Annotated in this window: 17 protein-coding genes and 1 other annotated feature; of the genes, 6 read left to right on the top strand and 11 right to left on the bottom strand. The window is 32.5% G+C overall.

Translation table 11 applies throughout. The annotated features are described in order from the left end of the window. Positions 1-26 precede the first annotated feature (26 nt). From bsdtw1_RS02690 to bsdtw1_RS02675, 4 genes are all read right to left on the bottom strand, one after another. Positions 27-2,306 carry a glycoside hydrolase family 65 protein gene (locus bsdtw1_RS02690; protein ID WP_244638100.1) on the bottom strand — a complete coding sequence of 760 codons (2,280 nt, stop codon included), beginning with the start codon at positions 2,304-2,306 and terminating at the stop codon, positions 27-29. Between the two features lie 529 nt (positions 2,307-2,835). Next, complete coding sequence (locus bsdtw1_RS02685; protein ID WP_183276058.1) at positions 2,836-3,585, bottom strand: copper homeostasis protein CutC; 750 nt, start codon at positions 3,583-3,585, stop codon at positions 2,836-2,838. A gap of 156 nt (positions 3,586-3,741) precedes the next feature. Then, positions 3,742-4,887: a toxic anion resistance protein gene (locus bsdtw1_RS02680; RefSeq protein WP_183276057.1), complete on the bottom strand. Its 1,146-nt coding sequence runs from the start codon at positions 4,885-4,887 to the stop codon at positions 3,742-3,744. Positions 4,888-4,915: 28 nt separating this feature from the next. Next, the gene (locus bsdtw1_RS02675) at positions 4,916-6,193 is read right to left on the bottom strand and encodes a 5-bromo-4-chloroindolyl phosphate hydrolysis family protein (protein WP_183276056.1); all 1,278 of its coding nucleotides are present in this window, start codon (positions 6,191-6,193) and stop codon (positions 4,916-4,918) included. 335 nt (positions 6,194-6,528) lie between these two features. Here bsdtw1_RS02675 and bsdtw1_RS02670 point away from each other — a divergent pair, with 335 nt between their 5' ends. Together bsdtw1_RS02670 and bsdtw1_RS02665 are read left to right on the top strand one after the other, a co-directional pair. Next, positions 6,529-7,239 (top strand): MBL fold metallo-hydrolase, encoded by a 711-nt coding sequence (locus tag bsdtw1_RS02670; RefSeq protein WP_183276055.1) that lies wholly within the window; start codon positions 6,529-6,531, stop codon positions 7,237-7,239. A 17-nt stretch (positions 7,240-7,256) separates the two neighbouring features. After that, positions 7,257-7,832 carry a TetR/AcrR family transcriptional regulator gene (locus bsdtw1_RS02665; RefSeq protein WP_183276054.1) on the top strand — a complete coding sequence of 192 codons (576 nt, stop codon included), beginning with the start codon at positions 7,257-7,259 and terminating at the stop codon, positions 7,830-7,832. A gap of 246 nt (positions 7,833-8,078) precedes the next feature. On the opposite strand, the gene bsdtw1_RS02660 is transcribed toward bsdtw1_RS02665, so the two are convergent. Both bsdtw1_RS02660 and bsdtw1_RS02655 read right to left on the bottom strand, forming a co-directional pair. After that, on the bottom strand, positions 8,079-8,612 hold the full coding sequence (locus bsdtw1_RS02660) for a GNAT family N-acetyltransferase (protein ID WP_244638099.1): 534 nt from the start codon (positions 8,610-8,612) through the stop codon (positions 8,079-8,081). Positions 8,613-8,992: 380 nt separating this feature from the next. After that, complete coding sequence (locus bsdtw1_RS02655; RefSeq protein ID WP_183276052.1) at positions 8,993-9,589, bottom strand: hypothetical protein; 597 nt, start codon at positions 9,587-9,589, stop codon at positions 8,993-8,995. 162 nt (positions 9,590-9,751) lie between these two features. On the opposite strand from bsdtw1_RS02655, the gene bsdtw1_RS02650 reads away from it, so the two are divergent. Together bsdtw1_RS02650 and bsdtw1_RS02645 are read left to right on the top strand one after the other, a co-directional pair. Next, positions 9,752-10,231: a hypothetical protein gene (locus bsdtw1_RS02650; protein WP_183276051.1), complete on the top strand. Its 480-nt coding sequence runs from the start codon at positions 9,752-9,754 to the stop codon at positions 10,229-10,231. Positions 10,232-10,426: 195 nt separating this feature from the next. Beyond that, the gene (locus bsdtw1_RS02645) at positions 10,427-10,894 is read left to right on the top strand and encodes a DUF3794 domain-containing protein (protein WP_183276050.1); all 468 of its coding nucleotides are present in this window, start codon (positions 10,427-10,429) and stop codon (positions 10,892-10,894) included. A 119-nt stretch (positions 10,895-11,013) separates the two neighbouring features. Here bsdtw1_RS02645 and bsdtw1_RS02640 read toward each other — a convergent pair whose 3' ends face one another. The 3 genes from bsdtw1_RS02640 to bsdtw1_RS02630 are packed head-to-tail and all read right to left on the bottom strand — an operon-like array spanning position 11,014 to position 17,475. Then, positions 11,014-16,443 (bottom strand): beta strand repeat-containing protein, encoded by a 5,430-nt coding sequence (locus bsdtw1_RS02640; protein ID WP_183276049.1) that lies wholly within the window; start codon positions 16,441-16,443, stop codon positions 11,014-11,016. A 23-nt stretch (positions 16,444-16,466) separates the two neighbouring features. After that, complete coding sequence (locus bsdtw1_RS02635; RefSeq protein ID WP_183276048.1) at positions 16,467-16,985, bottom strand: DUF3794 domain-containing protein; 519 nt, start codon at positions 16,983-16,985, stop codon at positions 16,467-16,469. Between the two features lie 16 nt (positions 16,986-17,001). Next, positions 17,002-17,475 carry a DUF3794 domain-containing protein gene (locus bsdtw1_RS02630; RefSeq protein WP_183276047.1) on the bottom strand — a complete coding sequence of 158 codons (474 nt, stop codon included), beginning with the start codon at positions 17,473-17,475 and terminating at the stop codon, positions 17,002-17,004. A gap of 352 nt (positions 17,476-17,827) precedes the next feature. Between bsdtw1_RS02630 and bsdtw1_RS02625 the strand changes: the two genes are divergently transcribed. Next, positions 17,828-19,750: an SPOCS domain-containing protein gene (locus tag bsdtw1_RS02625; protein WP_183276046.1), complete on the top strand. Its 1,923-nt coding sequence runs from the start codon at positions 17,828-17,830 to the stop codon at positions 19,748-19,750. Positions 19,751-19,960: 210 nt separating this feature from the next. On the opposite strand, the gene bsdtw1_RS02620 is transcribed toward bsdtw1_RS02625, so the two are convergent. Next, complete coding sequence (locus bsdtw1_RS02620) at positions 19,961-20,368, bottom strand: hypothetical protein (RefSeq protein ID WP_183276045.1); 408 nt, start codon at positions 20,366-20,368, stop codon at positions 19,961-19,963. Between the two features lie 360 nt (positions 20,369-20,728). Between bsdtw1_RS02620 and bsdtw1_RS02615 the strand changes: the two genes are divergently transcribed. Further along, the gene (locus bsdtw1_RS02615; protein ID WP_183276044.1) at positions 20,729-22,390 is read left to right on the top strand and encodes a glutamine--tRNA ligase/YqeY domain fusion protein; all 1,662 of its coding nucleotides are present in this window, start codon (positions 20,729-20,731) and stop codon (positions 22,388-22,390) included. 183 nt (positions 22,391-22,573) lie between these two features. Here bsdtw1_RS02615 and gltX read toward each other — a convergent pair whose 3' ends face one another. Then, positions 22,574-24,235, bottom strand: coding sequence for a glutamate--tRNA ligase (gene gltX, locus bsdtw1_RS02610; RefSeq protein WP_183276043.1), 1,662 nt, complete (start codon positions 24,233-24,235; stop codon positions 22,574-22,576). 152 nt (positions 24,236-24,387) lie between these two features. Continuing rightward, positions 24,388-24,609, bottom strand: a binding site (T-box leader). Positions 24,610-24,655 lie beyond the last annotated feature (46 nt).

Raw genomic sequence — 24,655 nt, 5'->3', positions numbered from 1 at the left:
TAAGTACTATTATAGTGCTTTTAGAACTACTTTTTAATAACTACTGTCGAATTTTTAGATATTTTATATATTCTGTCATTGACTGAAATAGAATTTTCCCCAGTAGAATATACCTCAACAACATCTTGATATATGGAGAACTGAAGCTTTGAATTTCTCCAATTAACTCCAAAACATAATTTGTCCCAATTGCTTGGAATCCAAGGTCTTAATTTTAAGTTGCCATCCAGTCCAATGGATAATCCTGCAAAACCAAAAACCACGCTTTGCCATGACCCTCCAGTAGAAGCACCATGCAATCCAAAGTCAGTATTACCTTGATTATCCTCTAAGTCTGTATATACTGTTTTCATGAAATACTTATATGCATTGTTTGTGTCTCCAACTGCAAGACCTAAGATTGAATACATTGATGGACTTAATGAGGATTTGTGCATAGTTCTCTTTTCATAGTACTCATAGTTTGCTTTCTTAATATCATAGGAAAATTCCTCTGGGAGCATAAGCATAAGTTGTACCACATCAGCTTGCTTAATTAGTTGAGTATCTCCCAGTCTGTCAAGCTTAACTCCCTTTGGCCAAATTGGCATACTATTTTGATCATATTCTGTTATAGGGAGATAGTCTAAATCAAAGAAACCTTGAAACTGTTCTATAATAGTCCCATCTTCACTTTTAGGAATATATATCTTCCTTGAAATATCTACCCACTTTTCAAAATCTTCTTCATTTACACATAACTGATTACATAAAATCTTAAGTTTATTCTCATCTTTTCCATTAAGCCATTCTTTAAAATAAAGAGCTTTATCAATATTCCATTTTGCAAGATAATTTGTAAAAACATTATTATTAACATGTTCATGGAATTCATCTGGTCCTATGACCGAGTTTATCTCATATCTATCCTCTTCCTTATTGTACTCAACTCTACTTTCCCAAAACTTTGCAGTATCTAAAAGCATTTCAACCCCAAAGTTTATTAGAAAATCTTCATCTCCTGTAACTCTAAAATATTCAGTTATCCCAAAAGCAATATCAGAATTTATGTGGAACTCTTCATCACCAGTCCAAATCCTTACTGCATTGCCTTCATAATCAAATCCCCATTTTGGTGTAACTTCTGTGCCATCATCAGCCGCTTCCCACGGGAATCTGGCTCCTTTATAGCCGCTTAACCTTGCATTTTCTCTAGCTCCATCCAAAGTATTATATCTATACATCAAAAGCGCTTTTGCTGCTTTAGGTCTAGTATATATAAAAAATGGAAGCATAAATACTTCAGTATCCCAAAACACATGTCCTTTATAACCTTCTCCATGTAATGCCTTTGCTGCTATACTTACCTTTTGATCACCTTCATAAGCAGATGCTGCCAGCTGGAATAGATTAAAACGTATGCCAACTTGTGCTTTATCATCTCCTTGTATTTGAATGTCTATATCCTTCCAAACTTCATCCCAAGCATCAGAATGACTAGTTTTTTCTGTCTCATAACCTTCTAGAACAAAGTTATTCAATTCTTCTAAGGCTGAGTAATAGAGTTTTTCATCAGTATCTCTATCAGTATAAGTAGTTCCATACTTATAGATAGTTTCAGTATTTCCTGCTCTCATAAAGGTTTCATATACTTCTACTACCTTTTCTCCCAGCTGACTGTATCTCCTTGCTTTAAAGATATTACCTTTTAAATTCTCTCCAATTAATCTAGTAAGCTCTATTATTCCTATTTTCTTATCAATAGTTCTTGTTTCTAGTGCTATACCTGGTCGTATATCATAAGCTTGTATTATACCGAGGTGCTTTGTCCTATTCATAACATCATTAGAACTATTAGTTATGCTGCCGTCTATATAGTTTTCTATAAATACCTTCCCACTAAAATTTTTAGGTGTTATTTCATACTTACTTGCCCATCTATGAACATTACGTTTACTCACATATCTTTCCGAATTAATCTCTATTGTTTTTCCTGACTTAGTAGTTACAACTAATTCCGCAGAAAGGATAGCTTCCTTCATATTAAGTACTCTTTTAAAACTATCTACCGAACACTCTTCCATGTTCACAAGTTCATTATCTATATAGATATTAAAACCTAGTGGATCCTGACAGTTTACAATTTCAGTTACCTGAGCTTGGCCTTTATCAAAGACTCCAGCTACAAAGTTCCCTCTATTTCCGAGCGTTGAAAATTCTAAGCTTCCTCGTAGACCTTTGTATCCATTAGCCAGCACAAAAATGGTTTCGTATTTCTTGATATCATTTTTATTATATTGGCCTAACTCTACCTCCCATAAATTCATAATTTCTAACCACCCCTCTTCGAAAACGTTTTTGTATTTTTATTATAGTTTCCGAAAACTGTTTTCTCAACTTCCTTTTGTTACCGTTTTCACTGGGTAATTTGTATTTTCTTCCCATAAGCTCATTTTACATCTCATTCTCTTAGTCTTTCTCACTTTTACGTACAAGTTATATATTAATTAATCCATAGCAAATCTCTATTTCAACTAATAAGTCTATCATGTATCTCAATAATTTATTTTCGTAAATTTCCGTAAATATTTTCGCTACTAGTTTGCAAAATACATCTGTATAGAGTTTCTGACTCAGTTGTTATTTTTAGATTATGTTTAGTACAAATGTTGAAATTAAATGGTTATACAAGAGATGCTATATGAGCGATCTATTAGAATTAAATGATTTTTTCAGATTAATTTCAACAAAGGTTGATCACATCATCTTAAGTTAAAGCAAAAACCTCACTGAATCAGCCTTTTCAGAGAGGTTTTACAAATCTTTTTTTAATCTTCCTAATATAAATTTTTATAATTATATTTTATCTACAGCATCTCTTATTTTCCTTACAAACTCTTGGTTAATAAGATTATATTTATGCTCTGCATTCTTAGAAGCATTTCCGAAAAACACGTGTGGCTTTTGTTTTGCTGATGGATCAGTTTGTTCGATAAATGAAGCAATATGTATTTGATTACAACCAAGCTTTGGTGCATATTCTTCTACATTATGAAGCTTTATCCCACCAGGTAGGATTTCTAACCTATCACCACAGTGATCAATGATTTTTGTGAGTAGCTCATACCCGTCTTCAATGGTATTCTCTTGTGCCTTTGTAAGTACTCTCTTAACTCCTAATTCCATAAGTATATCTAATGCTTCAAACACATCAGGTACAACATCGATAGCTCTATGAAAAATAACTTCCTTATCTCCTGCTAATTCAACAATTCTTTTGCATCTTTCAATATCTATTCTTCCATCTTCTTTCAATATACCGAAAACTATACCATCAGCTCCACACTGTAGTGCTACTTTAACATCCTTTTCCATTACTCTAAATTCTTCTTCAGTATAACAAAATCCACCTTCTCTAGGCCTTATCATTACTACTACAGGTATATTAAGTCTTTCCTTAGCCTCAAGTATAGCTCCAGCAGAAGGAGTGAGTCCTCCATACATTACATTAGAATTTAGTTCTACTCTGTCAGCCCCGCCTCTTTCTGCTTCTATAGCATCATCAACTGAACCACAACAAACTTCTATTAAAATTCTGTTTCCCATAATCATCCTCCAACTTCTAAAGCAATTGAAATATCTACATTTAACTAATTTTAAAATTTTATATTTTCTAAACAGCAAAAAACTGGTATCATCGCAATGATACCAGTGTAAGATAAAAAAATCAAATTCTATTATTTAATTTCGCTTAGTGATATATTAATTTCTAAGACTCAAGAGTTTATTCTTTAACTGCTCTTCAATACTTTGTAATTCCACTTCCGCTTCCTTACGCTTTTGACGACCTTCTGTTTGTATTCGAAGCACCTCATCTAGAGTGGAAATTAAAGATTCATTTGTAGCACGAAGTGTTTCGATATCTACAATCCCTCTTTCTGATTCTTTAGCTGTCTCTATAGTTGACATCTTAAGAGTCTCTGCGTTTTTTCTAAGTAGTTCATTAGTCATATTAGTAACTTCATTTTGTACTCTCGCAGCATTAGTAGAATGTGCAACCCCAAGAGCCAAAACAATTTGACTTTTCCAAAGTGGTATTGTATTCACTATTGTAGATTGTATTTTCTCTGACATTAAAGAATCATTATTTTGAACAAGACGAATCTGCGGAGCCATCTGAAGTGATATCATTCTAGTTAACTCCAGATCATGAATCTTCTTTTCAAAGCGATTACAAAGAGATACGAAATCATTAGTCGCTTGAGCATCTTCTGGAAGGCCTGATTTCGTTGCTCTATCTACTAACAACGGAAGTTCTTCCTTCTCCAACTTTTCAAGTTTTTTCTTTCCTGCAAATATATACATAGAAAGCTCTTTAAAGTACACCTTGTTTATCTCATACATTTTATCAAGCATAGCAATATCTTTCAGAAGTTGGATCTGGTGACTTTCAAGCTGATTACAAATCTTATTTATGTTTGCTTCTACCTTCTCATATTTTGCTCTCACCCTGGTTATCTTCTCTGAAGTTTTCTTAAAGAAGCCAAAAAAGCCCTTTTTATCCTCTTCATCTTCAAAACTCTTTAGTTCACCTACCACATTAGTGAGCATTTCACCTATCTCACCTAATTCCTTCATCTTGATATTGTTTAAGGCTGTTTCAGAAAAATCTGCAATTTTCTTTTGTGCTCCCACTCCATATTGAAGTATAGAGTTAGAATTTGTTATATCAATCTTCTCCACAAAGTCATAGACCATTTTCTTTTCTTCATCTGTAAGATAACTTTCATCAATCAAATCATTCTTCTTTTTTTCTTCTTGAACTTTAGTTGTAGTGACATTCTCTTCAAAAGGGTCAAAAGTTAGACTCGGTGTAATATTGATATTTTCTTTTAGTTCATCATTCACTCTTAGTTCCTCCTATTAATTCACTATACTATTTCTTGAAATCATTTTTCGTTAATCCTTCTTGTGTAAAAAGTGTTTGTAGTACAGATATATCAGTAGAAATATCTAAAGCAACATCTTCAAACAAATCATCCAGAAGCTTCTCAAAAGCATCATTAACAGTATCTATTGTATTTTCAATCTCAACTTTAGACTTTTTAATATTTTCTCCTTGTACAGCTTGATCGTTTAACTCGTTATACGTACTGATCAATTTAATCGTCATTGGCAGATAGTGTCTTATAAACTTACTAACCGCTGGCAACTTCTTAGGATTATTCTCTACAAAGCTAAGTATTTGCCCAACAATATCCTGAAGCCTACCTAATTTAGTAGAAATTTTTTCTTCATGTATAGCATCATTCAACTTCTTTATCTGCTCAATATAATTATTCCCAATTTCAAGTGTACTCTTCAATTGTTCATCTTGTAGATCATTTATTTTTTCTTCTTCTTGTTCTTTTTTCTCATTTCTAAGTTCTTCTTCTTTACGTCTCTTATAAGCCTTCTGTGCTTCTAGATAATTATCGTAAACTTCATTACTTATCATAAGCAATGTATTATTATCATCTAAATGACCTTGAGTAAACATACCAAGTTCAATCATCTTCCTTAAATCTTTAATAACAAACCTTTCTTTTTCACCAATAACTTTAGCCAATTTTTCAATATTGCAATAGCTATTACTTCCAAGACAACTTATATATTTTCTAAAACGTCTCACTCTTTTCCTTAAGCTTATACCTTTAAACGTCATTATCATACTTATTATAAAAAATGATGCTACCACTCCAAGGCCTACAAGATTTGCTATTAAGAACTTACCTAAAACAGAAATAAAGGCTGCATATACTGCCGTTTGAACACCAAATAACACGCTTCCTGTAATACCCAAAGTCATGTAAACTACCCCAGATACACGTCCTACCGGTTTCTTACTTATATATTTTTGCATCTCTTTTTGGTCTTTAGTAACAATATCAGTAACGTTTTTATATTGATTTTGTACCTTATATTTCATTTTATCATTAAATTTTTCAGATTTATTCTTCATCTTATCATTAAATTTCTGAGCTTTATCATTCATTTTATCATTAAATTTCTGAGATTTAGTCTTCACGTTTTCTTTCACTTCATTTATGGTATCTTCTGCTTTATTATTAAAATCCTGCTTCAGATTATTGATATCTATATCTATGGAATCCAATGCACTTTTAACTGTATCTTTAATTTCACGTTCTAGATCTGAAAAATCAAGTTTACTCATACCTATGCCTCCATTTTACTTTTTCCTACACTACAAAAGCTATTAAAATTCAATAATATCGTTGCTTTATTATATATCAATATTATTGAAATTACAATTTACAACATCTTTATTTTCTACCAATTTAATCATTATAATTTTAGTTTATAGTAATAGATTATGCCTATGGCTTCACTATTGTTGCATCCTATTATAGATAAAGTAAGCCAATTACAATATTATATGTTTATGCTTAAAACTGATTATAATTATTTTTTATAAATTCTATAAAAACTCTTCACAAAACTAATGTAATTAGTTATTATATTAATATAATTAGTTCAGAGGTGATTTATATGAAACTAACTCAGATAGGTATGATTTATCAGTTGACTTTCTTTCCTCGTATTTTTCCTGTAAATGTATATATTGTAGAAGAAAAAACTAGCCTTACATTGATAGATGCTGGAATTCCAATTAATTTAAAGGGAATATTAAGAACTGCAGATAAAATAGGTAAACCTATTGAACGAATAGTTTTAACCCATGCTCATAGTGATCATATAGGTTCATTACAAACTCTTAAACAAGCTTTACCTAATGCTAAAGTATATATTTCTAAACGAGAAAATCCAATTTTGTTGGGAGACTTATCACTTAATCCTAATGAACCTCAAGCACCTATTAAAGGTGGGGTTCCTAAAAAAAGTATTATGAGTGCCGATGTATTACTAGAAGATGGAGATGCTATAGAATCATTAACCTCAATTTACGCTCCTGGTCATACTCCTGGAATGATGGCTTTTTTAGACAGAAGAAGTAATTCACTTATTGTAGGCGATGCCTTTCAGCTTAGAGGTGGTATAGCCGTAGCTGGTAAGCTAGTACCTACATTCCCTTTTCCTAGTCTATCCACATGGAGTAAAGAACTTGCTATACAAAGCGCAGAAAAACTGCTGCAATATGAACCAACTTTATTAGCCACTGGTCATGGAACAATGCTTAAAAATCCTGTAGATGCTATGAAAAAAGCTATACAGGATGCTAAAATAGCAATAAATAAATAATTAAAGGAGTATAACAAATGTCACCTAGGGTAAATCTTGATTTAAGTACTATTCTAAAAATAGCTGCAGATATAGCCAACACAGAAGGAATCGATGCGGTAACAATGATAGAGTTATCAAAAAGATTAAATGTAAAGTCACCTTCTCTATATAATCATGTTAGTGGAATGAGTGAACTTAAAGTTAATTTAGCTATATACGGTATGGAACAGTTATATGAATTACTAGTTAGAGCTACTATTGGTAAATCAAAAGATGAAGCTATCCGCAGTTTATCAGCAGCGTATGTTTCTTTTGTAAGACAATACCCCGGACTATATAATGCAATAATCTTTGCTCCTAACACTGAAAATGATAAATTTAAAATTGCAGCAGACAAGATTGTAGATTTGCTATTATTAGTCCTAAATTCATATAATTTAGAAAAGGAAGATCAAATTCATATAGTGAGAGGACTAAGAAGTATGCTTCATGGCTTTGCTTCATTGGAACAAACCGGTGGCTTTGCAATGCCGTTTGATGTAGATGAAAGTCTAACTATAATGGTTGATATATTTATTACAGGAATACACTCTATCAAGAATAGAAAATAACTTAATAAAATTCTTGTGTTTAGATAATTCATTGATATATCTGTTTCACTTAATTAATAGTTTTTACAAACCATAATTAGCATTGCATGTTATATTTGTGCAATGCTAATTATATTAATTAATGTACAAAAGAGTTCCTGTATCAAAACTTAATTTATACTTGTTCAAAAATCTCGGCTTACGGGAATTCTCGAGCATATATAAATTAATAGTACAGTTGAGTTAGGAACTCTATATAATCTTCTTTTAAATCATCAAGCTCATCATTAGTGTATTGTAATAAACTCCATCTATATAGTTATCAGCTTTCATAAGTCCTTCTACTTCAAAACCAAACTTTTCATATAATCTTATAGCATTTGTATTATCTTCCCTAGTTACAAGGGTTATTTTTTTAGTAACTTTATTTTCTTTAGCCCACTTTATCAGGTGCTCTATGATTTTACTACCTAATCCTAAGCCACAAAAATCTTTAGCTACAACTATTCCTAAAACTCCTACATGTTTAGTTCTTGCTTTTTGGTTAGAGTTAATTGATGCTATACCTACAATTTTGTCCTCAATAGTAGCTAAAAATATTATAGAGTTTTCTTCTTTATACACACCTTCAATATAATTCTCGTAGTCTTTCAATTCTCTTATAAACTCATTTTTCCCAAATGAAAGAAAATCTGTTTCTCCTCCTACAACATTATAAAAATCAATCATTTCCTTCGCATCTCTCTTATTAGCTTCTCTGATAATAATTTGACTTTTGTCATTTAAAAATATATTTATCACTTCTAAATCCCCCATTAAACAGCTTAAATTTGTTAAACATCCAAAAATTTATGTTCATACTTTTTCAAATGATAATTTCAGTATATATTTACGATCGTATAAATATATATTCATCTAAATAAGCATATTACTTCATATTTTATTATATATTAGTATCCAATGTAATTAAATCTAAGTAAATACAGATAAAATTCTACTTCAAGTGGCATATTAGTAAAAGGCATCACTTGAGAAGTAATGCCTTTTACTAATATATTATCATCTATAAAATTTACTTTCTATTTTATAAATATTGTTTTAACTATATAACCCAAGAAAGATTCTCGTTAAAGAAACTACTTCCTTTATTACATCTATGTTACCACAAATTAAAGGAGTTCTCATAAATTTTTTTTATTTTCTCTTTGTTTAAGTTTATCTTCTGTAGATGTATCATCTAATACATAACTTATATCTTTTTGGCTTATATCAATCTTTAAACCTTGATTTGTCTCCTCGTCAATACTCTCTGATTGCTTTGCAGTATTAAATTTCCTATCATAGTTCACATTTATTAAGTAAAGTAGGTGTACATAAATCTTCTTTGCATTAATAATATCAAAATAAGCATCTAAAACATGAATATCTATATTACTAATATTGCCACTTTCATTAGGTAAATCAATAAATGTATTATAAGGAAGTTGACAATCTACTATATTGGCCTTTTCTTCTATTCCTTCTTGTGTATAAATTAGCTTAATTTTCTTAACACCGTCAAGTACAATTATTTGACCTAGTGGTGAATTTATTATTCTTTTGGACTTTACTTCCACCTTAATATGAGCCTGATAAAGCGTGTTTACTTTCGGCCTATTTTCAGATATATATATGTAATCAACCTCACTATATTCAACAATTTGTCCATTTATCTTATTTGGCAATTCATTTTCTGGTGTAATGCCTATAACATCAACAAAATTCCTTATAATTCCCATAAAACCCTCCTATTATGGTTATTTATTTTATAAATATTACACTTGTAAGTTATTTATTACCTTTTGCTCCTTAATTATCAAAGCATATTAAAGTACATATATTATATTACATGCTAATAAAATGTATTATGCATGTAATATATTTATTAGGAGGATTTTTAATTGGGTGCTAGGTTAGTTAAGTCTAATTTCTTCCCTAAAGAAAATGAACCGATTGAAGCTATTATAAAAATGCCTGAAGAAAAGAGAAGCATAATACATGGTGTAGTTAAAGACTGGAAAAGTAATCCTGTAAAAGATGTAGTTGTAAAACTTTTTGAAGTAATAAATCCAGGTCCTAACTGTACGCTTAAGCCTATAACACATACCTTTACAGATGAATGTGGGCAGTTTTTATTTGGTCCTATATGGTCAAACAAAAAGTATTCAATAAAAGTTTGGTTTAATGATGTAAAAATACGACAATTAATTATTACTCCTGATTGTGATGAACCATATGATGCTGATCATGATCACGTTCATAATAAACCTTATGAAAGAGATACTGATAGAAATCCTTATCAAAATCAAGAATACGGACCTAATAAGAGATCCTATAGAAAAGATGACTTTACTGAATATGATGATTATGACGATAGATAGTATAGTTTAATGGTTTCAAAGTTGACAAATTATAATAGTTATTATGTAACAAAATTTAAAGTTCGTTAAAAACTCACAGTATTTTCCTGATATAATTCTCACTCACTTCTCCAACATGACATATATTACAACAGTATTCAAACTCATTTCATATTATAATCTATCAACATAAATAACTTAGGAGGTAATAATCTTATGGCAAGTTTCGTTAGCAACCTTATTGAGTATTCAGGAATAGCAGATGTTCTCCCTATAGCCCCTCATGCCTTTAAACAATTTAATGTTCAAAAAAACGTTTGTCTTCCTATAGCAAAACCAGACATAGAGCAACTTACTAAGATAATGGCAGAAGTTGTTATCATAAGTACAAGAGTTATAAAAACTCCTGTAGCAACATCACTAGAAGGGCAAATCTTAACAGGCTTTAAACTAATAGTTGAAGGAGAAGTAAGACAAAAGGTCGAATACGTTGCCGATGAGCCTACTCAAACAGTTCATGCTGCACATTTTAATATACCATTTAGTACATTCATAGTTTTACCTGCTACTTATGTACAGGATACTCCACTAGTTGTTACAGGATATATTGAAGATATATATGCTAAGCAAATAGATGAGCGATGTATCTTCAAAAATATAACTATTCTTCTAACAGCAGACTAATTTTGAGGAGAAAAATAATAATCGAACTTAAATTAAGCACCAGCTAATGGTGTTTATTTTTTTATTGGGGAAGCATTCCCTATTAAATAGAGAATACTTCCTTAATAATTTTTACTTTACTATATAATCTGTGCTTCTAGTCTTAAGGTCACGTTCTTAAATATAGTTCTACAATCTATTAACTTCACATAAACATCTTCAACATAAGGAACAACATTAACTACAGAATCTTCAACAAAATCTTCTGGTAGTATTATAAAACTACTAAATGGTACACTAAACTCAGCATTGTGAACTGTCTGAGTAGGTTCAGCAGCTATATATTCAATCTTCTGATGAAGTCTTCCTTCTATTAGAAGTTTATGCCCAGTCAATATCTGTCCTTCCTCTGAAGTACCTGCCACTGTTTCAATCACACGTGTTGTAACAATTTCTACATCAACGATTGTGTTTAATATATCTTCAACATTCGGCTTTTGAAATGGAATAGTTAGATTCTCATCAACACTTAACTGCTTAAAGCTTGTTGGTATAACAATTCCAACATAATAAGCTTGATCCATATCAGTTACTGTAATAGTTCCAAATCTTCCTGTAACTGTTGCTGTATTAAAATGCTGTCCTAGTGACCAATTTCCAACTTTAATAACTGTAAATGACTGACCAGGGTTTAAAGTTGTATTTGGTACTGTTATTTGTCCTAATACACTATCTAATAAAGTTATATTGCTAAGAACTACATTACCAGTATTAGTTACGATGAATTTAAAGATAGGATTTATTGTTTGCGGAATCTCTGGTCCAGGAGGTGTATCTGCATCAACAAAAGTTTTGCCTCCATCTGCAGAAATAAGCTTTTCAACATCTATTGAAGGCTGTGCTGGAACACCAAAGTAATGACTTAAATCTGTATCTGTTACTGTTCTACCCTGGAAAACTCCTGTAGCAGTTGCCATATTTACATGTTGTCCTGCAGCCCATGGTCTTGTAATCATCCATTGGAAAGATGCCCCTGGTGCTAAGCTTGGTAGACTGCCAATTAAACCATATACATCATCTGTTACCTGTACATTAGTCAAGGTTACATTGCCATTATTAGTTACCGTAAATCTAAATTGTGGATCAGTTCCTTGTGGAATACTAGGTCCTGGTGGCACCTCTGCATCTAGCCAAGTAACTCCATTGTCTGGTGATACCTCTTTTTTAACAGCTATCGATGGGGCTATTCCAAAGTAATTAGCTTGATCTGTATCACTCACTGTTTGTCCTTGGAAAACGCCTGTTGCAGTGGCTGTATTTGTATGCTGTCCTATAGTCCACATTTCAGTATTAACCCATTGGAAGGATGCTCCTGGTGCTAAACTAGGAAGTGTACCAATTAAACCATATATATTATCTGTTACTTGAACATTGGTTAAGGTTGTATTACCAGAATTGGTTACTGTATATCTAAATTGTGGACTTGTCCCTTCTGGAATACTTGGTCCTGGTGGCGTATTTGCATCAAACCAGGTCACTCCATTGTCTGGAGATACCTCCTTCAGCACAGTGATTGAAGGAGCTACTGAAACACCTACATAATGAGCTAGATCAGTATCAGTTACTGTTTGACCATCAGAAGTTCCTGTAGCAGTTGCAGTATTAACATGCTGTCCTACTGACCATGGTCTAGTAATAATCCATTGGAAGAACGCTCCTGGTGCTAAGCTTGGAAGTGTACCAATTAAACCATATACGTCGTCAGTTACTTGAACATTTGTTAAGGTTACGTTACCAGTATTAGTTACAGTAAATCTAAATTGAGGATTTGTTCCTTGTAAAACATTTGGCCCAGGAGGTGTATTGGCATCAAACCAAGTTACTCCATTGTCTGGAGATACTTCCTTAACAACAGTTATTTGAGGAGATGCTCCAAAATAATTTGCTAGATCTGTATCAGTTACTGTTTGACCACCTGAAGTTCCTGTAGCTGTTGCAGTATTAACATGCTGTCCTACAACCCATGGTGTTGTTATAACCCACTGGAAAGATGCTCCTTGTGGTAAAGTAGGAAGTGTTCCAATTGGACCATATACATTGTCTATTACCTGAACATTTGTCAAAGTTGTATTGCCTGTATTAGTTACTGTAAATCTAAACTGTGGACTTATTCCTTGAGGTATATTTGGTCCTGGTGCTGTATTAGCATCAAGCCAAGTTACTCCATTATCAGGAGATACTTCCTTTAGGATATTAATTGATGGTTGTTCAACTATTCCAACATTATATGCTGGGTTTGTATCTGTTACTGTTTGACCTTGAGCAGATCCTGTAGCTGTTGCTATATCTACATGCTGTCCAGATGCCCATGGTACAGTGATTGTCCATTGGAAGGAAGATCCTGATGCTAGGCTAGGAAGTGATCCTATAAAACCATATACATCATCTGAAACTTGAACATTTGTTAATGTTATAGTACCAATATTAGTTACTATAAATCTAAACTGTGGACTTGTTCCTTGTGGTATACTTGGTCCAGGTGATACATCTGCGTCAAACCATGTCACTCCATTATCTGGCGATACTTGTTTAATTATTTTTATTGCTGGAACAACACCGAAGTAATTAGCTGGATTTGTTGCACTTATAGTTTGACCTTGGTAAACTCCTGTTGCAGTTGCTATATCAAGTTGCTGTCCTGCTTGCCATGGTTCTGTGACTACCCATTGGAAGGATGCGCCTGATACCAAACTAGGAAGTGTCCCTATTAAACCATACCTATTATCGTTGACTTGAACATTTGTCAAGGTTACTGTTCCTGAATTAGTTACTGTAAATCTAAACTGTGGGTTTGTTCCTTGTAAAACATCTGGTCCAGGAGCTGTATTGGCATCAAACCAATTTATTCCATTATCTGGAGATACCTCTTTTAAAATACTTATAGAAGGTGTAACCCCTAAATAATTTGCTGGATTAGTATCAGTTACTGTCTGACCTTGGAAAGTTCCTGTTGCTGTTGCTGTATCAAGATGTGCTCCTACAGCCCAAGGTACTGTGATACTCCACTGGAAGGATGAACCTGGGGCTAAACTAGGAAGTGAACCTATTAATCCATATACGTCATCTGTCACTTGAACATTGGAAAGTGTTGCTGTTCCTGTGTTAGTAACTGTAAATCTAAACCTAGGGTTAGTACCTTGTGGGATACTTGGACCAGGTGCTGTATTTGCATCAAGCCAAGTTACTCCATTATCTGGTGATACTTCCTTTAAAACATTGATAGCTACAGTAACTCCAAAATAATTGGCTGGGTTTAAAGCAGTTACTGTCTGACCAAGATATTGCCCTGTAGCTGTTGCTATATTAACATGCTGACCTGCAGCCCATGTTTCAGTATTTGTCCACTGCTGTGATTCACCTACTGCTAATGTAGGAACTGTTCCAATCGAACCATACACATTATCTGTTACTACAACATCGGAAAGTATTACACTACCATTGTTTGTCACTGTATATCTAAATTGAGGACTGGTTCCTTGAGGGATAGATGGTCCCGGTGCTGTATTTGCATCAAACCAAGTAACTCCATTATCTGGTGAAACTTCTTTTAAAATAGTTATTGAAGGTGCATTAGTTGTACCTAAATAATGAGCTGGATTTGAAGCTGTTACTGTCTGTCCCTGAAAAACACCTGTAGCTGTGGCTAAATCTGATTCTTGCCCTACAGCCCAAGGTTCAGTAGTAATCCACTGGAAGGATGATCCTGCCGCTAAGCTAGGAAGTGTTCCGATTAAACTATATAAATTATCTGTTACTTGAACATTAGTCAGAGTTACAGTACCAGTATTGGTTACTGTATATCTAAACTGTGGATTTGTACCTTGTGGTATACTAGGACCTGGCGCTATATCTGCATCAAACCAAGTAACTCCATTGTCAGGTGATACTTCTTTCAAAACACTTATTGAAGGTGTAACTCCGAAATAATTAGCTACATCTGAATCACTTACTGTTTGATTTCCATAAACTCCGGTAGCAGTTACTGTATTTGTATGCTGCCCACTTGCCCATGGTCTAGTAATAACCCATTGGAAAGATTCTCCCACAGCTAAACTAGAAAGTGTTCCAATTAAGCCGTATACATTGTCAGTTACGATTACGTTAGTAAGAGGTACATTACCGTCATTTGTTACTGTATATCTAAATTGTGGGTTTGTTCCTTGTGGTATATTAGGTCCCGGTGGAGTATTAGCATCAAACCAAGTTACTCCATTATCTGGTGAAACTTCTTTTAAAACATTAATAGAAGGTTGCCCAGCTACGCCAAAATAATTTGCTGGATTTGTATCAGTTACAGTTATAGCTCCATAAACTCCTGTAGCTGTTGCAATATTAGTTTGTTGTCCAGCAGCCCATGGTTTTGTAATTATCCATTGGAAGGACGCTCCGGCTGCTAAGCTTGGAAGTGCTCCTATTAAACCATAGACATTATCAGTTACCTGGACATTAGTTAAAGTTACATTTCCAGTATTAGTTACTGTATATCTAAATTGTGGATTTGTTCCTTGAAGTATATTGGGTCCTGTTGGATTATTTGCATCAAACCATGTGAGTCCATTATCTGGTGATACTTCTTTTAATATCTTGATAGCAGGCTGATTCACTGTATTTGGATTTGGTGATACATGAACACCACTAGTACCAGATGTCATGCTAAATTTTGTTGTAAGTGTATACCAACCACCAACGAAAATTCCGTTACTTAATGACTGGGTTTCTCCTATATACAGTCCAGAAACTGGATCCAAGGTAGTAGGTGCTCCTGTAGTGAGCCAATATCCTGTAAAGAAACCACCACCACTAAAATCTTGTCCTCCATTTATCAAAGCACCTTGGCCATCATTAAGCCTTGGACCTTGTGGGTATGGTGGAGGTGGTGTGGAACCGCCGCCTGAAGAATTGATATCTCCAGCAACATTTATGAAATTAGCTGGTGTTAAACCACCATGAGGAACAATTGCTCCCCCACTCTGAAATTTTACCTGACCCTGATATCCATTTGTTGGATCAGCATCTGTATCCCAGCGAAGTATATAAACATCCCCAGCGTCTCCTGTGATATCTATTTGACTTGATACTTGAAAGCCTGAAGTTATATTAATAACAAAGGTTTCATTAATACCATTTTGAGTATTTAATCCATCAAGAGATGTTGATGATCTACTTTCAAAACCAGGAGTTGCAGGAAGAGCATTAATCTGATTAAATGCACTTATTAAGTCTGCTTGTAAACCATTAATACGTGAAACTTGCCCAGTCACACCTGATGCCTGACCTGGATTATCATTTACAATTTGCTGCCAAGCACCAAGAGTATTATCATCGGTATAGATAGTTCCAGCATAGGGAACAGTACCAGAAGTACGTTCTTTAGCCACGGTGCCTTTAACAGCTACATCACCTACAAAGCCTTTAGTTGCTCCCTGCCAGTTTGCATCAACACTTCCATTTTGAAAAAAGAATAAATATGAGGGTAGATTCCCTAAATTCACTCCTCCTATAATAGCCATCCTTTAATTCCTCCTTTCCAATCCTAAGGATTTGAAGTGCAAGATAAAAACTTAACATTTACAAAAATAGTAATGTTCTTAAATATAGTTCTTGCATCAACCATTTCAGCATAAATATCTTCAATATAAGGTGTAACTACGACTTTTTTCCTTGATAGTAGATTTCTTACTGGCTGTCCATTTACTTCACATGGTACAATAATGAAAACACTTCTTAAAACATTTTCATAATGTGCAGCGTGAACAGTTTGTGTAGGTTCATCTGCTACATATTTAACCTTTTCCCTTAGCTTTATCTCAACAATAAGCTTACAACCAGAAAGATTTTGTCCTTCATTTGACAGAGCAATAGGAGTTTCAATCAACTTTGTTGATTCAACTACCGCTTCCACTGCAACTGATAGTAGCTGTTCCATATCTGGCTTCGGTTTTGGTATAATTAATGTTTCAGGAATAGAAAGTTGGGTAAAATACTTTGGATCCTCTGGAAAAGAAGTTGCTATTCCAATTCCTTCTACCAGATTCTTAACATTGCTATCCATCAACCATTCCTCCCTCCTAACAAAAATATGCGTTTAACAGCATAGCTATATTATTAAAAATGCATCTCTTACCGTTCTGCATTGCAAAAACATCTTCAATATATCCTTGTACTATAACAGGAGTACCCATTACAAAATTAGCAGGAAGGACAATATAGGTACTAAAAGGGATATTATTATGAGCAGCATGAACTGTTTGAGTAGGTTCATCTGCAACATATTGTATCTTTTGTACTATACTTCCTTCTACTACAAGCTTCCAGCCAGTTAATATCTGACCTTCTAGGGATGTCCCCTTTGGAGTCTTAATAACCTTAGTACTTTTTATTTTAATTTCACTAATCACCTTTACAATTTGCTCTATATCTGGCTTTGCATCAGGTAAGCAAAAGTTTCCTTCAACATTTAATTGCTTAAAAACATTAGAATTTTCAGGTTTAAAATCCGAAATTCCATCATATACAATAAGGTTTTTAACAATAACCGCCATATATTCACCTCCAGAAAATAATAATGGGGTTTATCTTTATATTAGTATATGTGGCTACGCAATTAATGACACGATCTGATAACATTCTACTGTATTTTTATTCTTTTCCTTCTTCAAATAACTGAAATAAACATTTAACTCCAATTTTCGTTAAATTTCCATTCTTTAAGCTAATATTTTTCGCACAAAATGTATTTCTCTCAATAAACTCCAAATATATAGAAACCAATTAAACAGAAAATCAGTTCTTTTTTCTCTACCTATTTTATTTTTTATATTTACATAAATTTATTATAATAAGACATATTTAAGAATATTATTATAGTGTGATTTTTTTGCAGGAGGCATAGGAATGCAGTCACAAGGAAGCTTTATGATTGAAGTAGGCGGATTATCAAATAGTTATCCTTTATACTCCAATACATTCAAGCAATTTCAGATACAAGAGTTTCTTAGTATCCCAGCTGAAAAGCCAGATATAGAGGACATTATTAAGATAAATGCATATGCTGAAGTAATATCAACTAATATAATTAAAACACCATGCTCAGTTTCTCCAGAAGGTCAAAGACTTACAGGATGGAATATGATTGTTAAAGGAAAGATAACTCAAAATATTGAATATATATCAAACTCTCCTCTTCACTCTATACATTCAGCAGAATTCACAGCATTCTTCTCAAACTACATCATTTTAGATGAATGTATAACTCCTGATACACCAATACAAGTCAACTGTTATATAGAAGACTTGTATGTTAATCAAATTGATAATAGAAGATTTTTTAAGAATGTAATGCTACTTCTTGATGCCGTACTTTTAAACCATCCTCCTATAAGATATTTGGAAAATAGTTTTTCCACTTCACCGAACTTTGATAAAATAAAATACTTTTCTCAATTTTCTATAGAAGACTTTATTGATGTACCTTGTTCAAGGCCAAACCTTGAACAAATTATCTCAGTAATTGTCGAGCCTGAGATAATCTCTATAAAATTCATAAATACTATGAAAGGATGCTCAATAGAAGGTCAACACCTTTCAGGCAAAAAAGCTGTTTTAGGAATAAAATTCAAACAAAAGTTACTATATATTGCAGATGAAGCTGATTATTCAGTACATGGCTTACAAAATGAATTTATTACTAGCGCTTATGTTGTTGTACCTGAACTTATAGAAGGCACTTCTCCTGACTTCTTGCTTAGTCATTCCTTGCTGAAGCCCTTTGTCGAAATAGAAGATACTATAACAAGGAAGTTAGATAATAGAAAAATTTATGAGAGCTTAGTAGTTCAGGTAGGACTAGATCACATACCAACCTTTGAGTTATGTTACTCAGAACATAAAAAGTGTTCGGAAGCAAATTTATTTATAATGTACGAAAACGGAAAATGGCAGACACCAGTGACTTTTGAAAAAGAATGCATAAAGCCCAAATGGTCTCCTAATGGATTTGATATTGCCTACATAGAAAAATACGAGCACGCATATTCCTTAATGCTTACTGATATAAAGTGTTATAAAAGTAAGACACTTGATTCAATTGGGTACTATGATAAAATATTCAACTTTTGTTGGTCTGGTGAAGGTAGAAATCTAATATTCTCAGCACTAAACCAACATAAAGTAGACATATATAAGTATGATTTAATATTAAAGAAAATACAAAACCTTACCAATAGTAATGGTCTTGTTAGTTATATAAAACCTAACTGCTGCTTAAGAACTGATAATCTCGCATATATTAAGTCAGTTCAAAGGCTTTTTGATATTTTTGTAATAAACTTAAAAACAGGTGAAACATTTACAATTACAGAGTGTGGCTCGGTAAAATACTTTAACTGGAATAGTACTGGTGAAAAAATAGTATATTCAACTAGTAACACTACTTGTAATGAAGTTTTATATATAACTGACCTCCAAAGCCATAAGACACGATTATTATTGGATAAATTAAACATTACAAACATTAGAAATCTTCAATATTCACCAAATGACTTATTTATTTCATTTATAGGGGAAAGATCGGAGTGCGAAGATTTGTATATTATTAGAGTTGATTCAGGAAAGTTAGTAAATATAACAAAAAATGAGCCTCTTACTAAGATAAGTGATTATCAGTGGAATACTACAGGCAATAAATTATTCTATGCATGTAATTACTTAGAATATTTCAATATATTTTCTATAACTTGTGATGGGACTAATAAAAAACAATTGACCAACACTGTTTCAAATTATATTGAACTTAGCTACAGACCTGTTATAAGATAAGTTGTTAAGCTTAGTTACTATTCAGTAAAACATATAAACGTGACTTATATTGTTAATTTCCATAGAGGTAAAATCATTACCCTCTTAAAGAAAATGTTAACACAAAGCCACGTTTTTATTATTGTATATACTAATAGATTTCCCCTCATTAAGAGAAAATTCTATACTTAAATAAAAATTTATTTAATGACATTTAGTTAAAGATAAGAATTAACAATGGCAGTCGCATTCGTCATCTGAATAATGACATTTTTCTTGTCCTGAAATCACTCTTTCTTTTCCATAAACAGCCTTTCCTACAAGAATTCTAAACTTAGTGTTTTCTTCTTCAGCACATAAATCAAATTGATAAAAACCAAGACAGTCGGTAACTGTATGAGCTATACCAGCATACTCAACTTTTCCAAATTTATAAACTGGCTTTAACAATTTTATTAATGCACATTTTACTGGCATACCATTATTATCCTTGACTTGTCCCCAAACTCTTACGCACTTCTTTCTTTCCAAGATAACATCAGCTTTAATTTCGCAGTCATCATGCTTTACTTCGATATCAATTGTATTCCCCAATACATATTCGCATAATTCTTTTTTCATATCATGGTCGCATCCCATTTTGTTATCCTCCTACTTAATGAAGTTAATTAAACTTCAATGGCATCTCAATAATAGTATATAAAAACAAAAAAATAATGTTCCTTCTTTTGCTATAATATTACCTTTTGCGACACATTCACTATATGACAATACTTTTTTGTTGTTACATATTATATATTTATTTTATGTTATAAAAAAGCCGTTTGTTTGTATTAATTTTTTCACTTTTATCTCTCTAAATAATTTATCTTTATTTTTCCTTTATATTAGATTAAAATTATAATTATCATAAAAATTAACTAATAATGAAGAAAAGGATTCACTATAGACATACAGCCCTTTTCTCAATTTAAATATGCTTATAGGAGATGTGAAACTATGTCAAACGAAGTTAATTCTTCTAATTTTATAAGAAACATAATAGTAGAAGATCTAGATAGTGGTAAACACGACGAGATAATAACTCGTTTTCCACCAGAACCAAATGGTTACTTACATATAGGCCATGCTAAGTCAATACTTTTAAACTTTGGACTTGCAAGTGAATTCAAAGGAAAAACTCACTTAAGATTTGATGATACAAACCCAGTTAAAGAAGATACTGAGTATGTTGAATCAATAAAAGAAGATGTTAAATGGCTTGGTGGTAACTGGGATGAACTTTACTTTGCGTCTGATTACTTTGATGAGATGTACAACAGAGCTATACTTTTAATAAAAAAAGGAAAAGCTTACGTTTGTGATTTAACAGCTGAACAAGCTAGAGAATACAGAGGAACTTTAACTGAACCAGGTAAAGAAAGTCCTTATAGAAATAGGTCTGTAGAAGAAAATTTAGATTTATTTAATAGAATGAAAAATGGTGAATTTGGAGATGGTGAAAAGGTTCTTAGAGCCAAGATAGACATGTCTTCACCAAATATAAATATGAGAGATCCTATTATATACAGAATATCTCATTCTACTCATCACAATACTGGTGATAAGTGGTGCATCTATCCTATGTATGACTTTGCTCATCCATTAGAAGATGCTATTGAACATGTAACTCATTCTATTTGTACTCTAGAGTTTGAAGATCATAGACCTCTTTATGATTGGGTTGTAAGTGAATGTGAGATGGACTGCGCTCCAAGACAAATAGAGTTTGCAAGACTTAACATGACTAACACAGTTATGAGTAAGAGAAAGCTTAAGCAATTAGTAGATGAAAAAGTTGTTGACGGCTGGGATGATCCTAGAATGCCAACAATTTCAGGATTAAGAAGAAAAGGATGTACTCCAGAAGCACTAAGAAACTTCTGTACTGCTATCGGAGTATCTAAAGCTAATTCCTTAGTTGAGTCTCAAATGTTAGATTACTTTATAAGAGAAGATTTACAGCTTAAAGCTCCACTTGCTATGGCTGTGCTAAATCCTCTTAAGCTTGTAATCACTAACTACCCTGAGGATCAAACAGAAATGCTTGAAATAGAAAACAATGCTAAGGATGAATCACAAGGTACTAGACTTGTTCCATTCTCTAGAGAATTATATATTGAAAAAGAAGACTTCATGGAAAACCCACCAAAGAAGTATTTCAGATTATTCCCTGGAAATGAAGTTAGACTAAAAGGCGCATACTTTGTAAAATGTAATGAAATAATCAAAGATGAAAATGGTGAGGTAATCGAAATTCATTGTACTTACGATCCAGAAACTAAGAGTGGTTCTGGATTTACTGGAAGAAAGGTTAAAGGAACTATCCATTGGGTAGATGCAAAAACTTGTATTCCTGCAGAGTTCAGATTGTATGAACCTTTAATATTAGATGATGAAGAAGAAAATGAAGGTAAGCATTTCCTTGAACAAATAAATCCAAACTCAATGGAAATACTACAAGGTTTCATAGAACCAACTGCTTTTAAGCATGCTAAGCCTCAAGATAAATTCCAAATGGTTAGAAACGGCTTCTTTAATGTTGATACAAAATACACTACTGCTGATAAATTAGTGTTTAATAGAATAGTTTCTTTAAAATCATCCTTTAAATTAAGCTAATATAAAATAGTATTACAAATTATCTATTTGAATAAAAAACTGCTAAGGTCTAAGCCATTAGCAGTTTTCTTTTTGTTAAAACACTATACAATTTCACTACAAAAATATAGATATTCATACCTAACTCTATTTTTACATAATAATTTAGCTATCTCATATAGACATGAGATAGCTAAATCAAAATTATATTCCTAAGAATTTTTCAAATCTGCTTCTTACCTTTTCTTCACCCATAATTTGCATTATAGTGTAAAGATCTGGTGTGTTATTTCTGTGAGCTAATGCACTTCTAACTGCACCAGCAACATCAGAAATCATACCTTTGAATTGATCTGGATTTGCTTTAAATTCTTTTCTATTAGCACAATATCCAAGTCTTATTCCAATTTCCTTTAGATCTTCAAACCAAGCTTCTTGACTGCCAGCATTGAAGTTAAATTCATCTTTGTAAGTGTTTATTATTTCCTTTGCAGCATCAATTGAAAGACCCTTTGGTAACTCTATTTGATCTACTGTTTCTTTATCAAATAATTCATCGAAGAAATAGAATATCTTATCTTGTACTTCATCCCATTTAGCGTAGTCTTTTCTTGGCTTTGGACCTTCTTTGTCTATATTAAATATTTCCTTTGCCATAGCTTCATTTGATGTAACCAAATCATACATTTTGTTATCATATTCTTTAGCCCAAGCTATATAGTTTGCATAAACATCATCAGCTTTCATTGCAGCTATACGATCTTTTGATACGTCATTTAATTTAACTAAATCAAATAATGCACCACTCTTACTCATCTTTTCTAATTGAACCTCAAATTCATGGTAATCAGCTGTTGGATTTTCAGCTCTCCATTCTTCAAAAGTTGAGTTAACAATATTAAGCAAGTATTCTATAACTGTAACTGTTGGATATCCCACTTCTTTATAGTAAGAAACAGCAGCTTCTGCATCTTTTCTTTTTGAAAGCTTTCTCTTTGATCCACCATCTTGCTTCATTATTGTAGGAATATGGGCATATCTAGGTGCTTCAAAACCTAATACTTCAAATAACTGAACATGTATAGGAAGTGAAGATAACCATTCTTCTCCTCTTATAACGTCTGTAGTTCTCATTAAGAAATCATCTATAGCATGAGCAAAGTGATAAGTTGGAAGTCCATCTCCCTTTATAAGTACAACATCTTGGTTGTTTTCAGGGAAAGATATATCTCCTTTTATAAGATCATGGAAATCAACTCTTCTTTCTGGATTTCCTGGAGACTTCAATCTTATTATATATTGCTCTCCTCTTTCAATTCTTTCTAAAGCTTCTTCTTCAGTGATATTTCTAAACTTTGCATACTCTCCATAGTAACCTGGAGTTATTTTATTAGCTATTTGTTGTTCTCTTAATTCCGCTAATTCTTCTGGAGTACAGAAATCTGGATAAGCTAATCCTTTTATTAGTAAATCTTTTGCAAATGTATTATAGATATCAGCTCTTTGACTTTGTCTATATGGACCGTACTCACCTTTAGAAGTTTCTTGTCCTGTCATGCCTTCATTGAAATCTAATCCAAAATGATGCATAGTTGCTATAGTATCGTCTATGGCACCAGGAACCTCTCTCTTTTGATCAGTATCTTCAATTCTTAAATAAAATACACCTTCACTTTGACTTGCTAATCTTTCATTGATTAAAGCAGCAAATACTCCACCTATATGTTGGAATCCTGTTGGACTTGGTGCATATCTTACTACCTTTGCACCTTCTTTAAGATTTCTTTTTGGGTATTTTTCCATATAATATTCGATTGATTGTTCAACCTTTGGGAATATTTTCTCTGCTAATTTTTCAAAACTCATTTAACATATCTCCTTTTTAACTATGGTGTATTTAATATTATTATTGAAAATAATGCTTATTTTTAACATCTACTTTATAAGCAATTTAAATTCAATATATTAATTAACCATAACTTTATTTTTTATATAATAAAAGCCCTTCATCCTAAAATACTTAGGACGAAAGGCTATCTTCCGCGTTACCACCTAAATTGATTAATTTCTTAATCCACTTATTTATCTTTAAGGGAATAACCCCATAAATATACTACGTTTATAAACTTTCTATCTATCGCTCCAAAGCTTCCTTCAATAGCTTTAACTTCTAGGATTACACCATCCCTAGATCTCTTTGAATTAAAAATCTATTTACTCTTCTTTATCAACACGTTTATTAAATTTTCATATACAACTTTATTATTGAAAAAATACAAATCAATT

The sequence above is a fragment of the Clostridium fungisolvens genome, from assembly GCF_014193895.1.
In the GTDB taxonomy this organism is placed as follows: domain Bacteria; phylum Bacillota; class Clostridia; order Clostridiales; family Clostridiaceae; genus Clostridium_AR; species Clostridium_AR fungisolvens.
This window is presented reverse-complemented; position numbering and strand designations above follow the sequence as displayed.

Excerpts from the sequence above, each read along its gene's own strand:
- bsdtw1_RS02690 (WP_244638100.1), bottom strand. The coding sequence starts at position 2,306 with ATGAATTTATGGGAGGTAGAGTTAGGCCAATATAATAAAAATGATATC.
- bsdtw1_RS02685 (WP_183276058.1), bottom strand. The coding sequence starts at position 3,585 with ATGGGAAACAGAATTTTAATAGAAGTTTGTTGTGGTTCAGTTGATGAT.
- bsdtw1_RS02675 (WP_183276056.1), bottom strand. The coding sequence starts at position 6,193 with ATGAGTAAACTTGATTTTTCAGATCTAGAACGTGAAATTAAAGATACA.
- bsdtw1_RS02670 (WP_183276055.1), top strand. The coding sequence starts at position 6,529 with ATGAAACTAACTCAGATAGGTATGATTTATCAGTTGACTTTCTTTCCT.
- bsdtw1_RS02665 (WP_183276054.1), top strand. The coding sequence starts at position 7,257 with ATGTCACCTAGGGTAAATCTTGATTTAAGTACTATTCTAAAAATAGCT.
- bsdtw1_RS02655 (WP_183276052.1), bottom strand. The coding sequence starts at position 9,589 with ATGGGAATTATAAGGAATTTTGTTGATGTTATAGGCATTACACCAGAA.
- bsdtw1_RS02645 (WP_183276050.1), top strand. The coding sequence starts at position 10,427 with ATGGCAAGTTTCGTTAGCAACCTTATTGAGTATTCAGGAATAGCAGAT.
- bsdtw1_RS02640 (WP_183276049.1), bottom strand. The coding sequence starts at position 16,443 with ATGGCTATTATAGGAGGAGTGAATTTAGGGAATCTACCCTCATATTTA.
- bsdtw1_RS02635 (WP_183276048.1), bottom strand. The coding sequence starts at position 16,985 with ATGGATAGCAATGTTAAGAATCTGGTAGAAGGAATTGGAATAGCAACT.
- bsdtw1_RS02630 (WP_183276047.1), bottom strand. The coding sequence starts at position 17,475 with ATGGCGGTTATTGTTAAAAACCTTATTGTATATGATGGAATTTCGGAT.
- bsdtw1_RS02625 (WP_183276046.1), top strand. The coding sequence starts at position 17,828 with ATGCAGTCACAAGGAAGCTTTATGATTGAAGTAGGCGGATTATCAAAT.
- bsdtw1_RS02620 (WP_183276045.1), bottom strand. The coding sequence starts at position 20,368 with ATGGGATGCGACCATGATATGAAAAAAGAATTATGCGAATATGTATTG.
- bsdtw1_RS02615 (WP_183276044.1), top strand. The coding sequence starts at position 20,729 with ATGTCAAACGAAGTTAATTCTTCTAATTTTATAAGAAACATAATAGTA.
- gltX (WP_183276043.1), bottom strand. The coding sequence starts at position 24,235 with ATGAGTTTTGAAAAATTAGCAGAGAAAATATTCCCAAAGGTTGAACAA.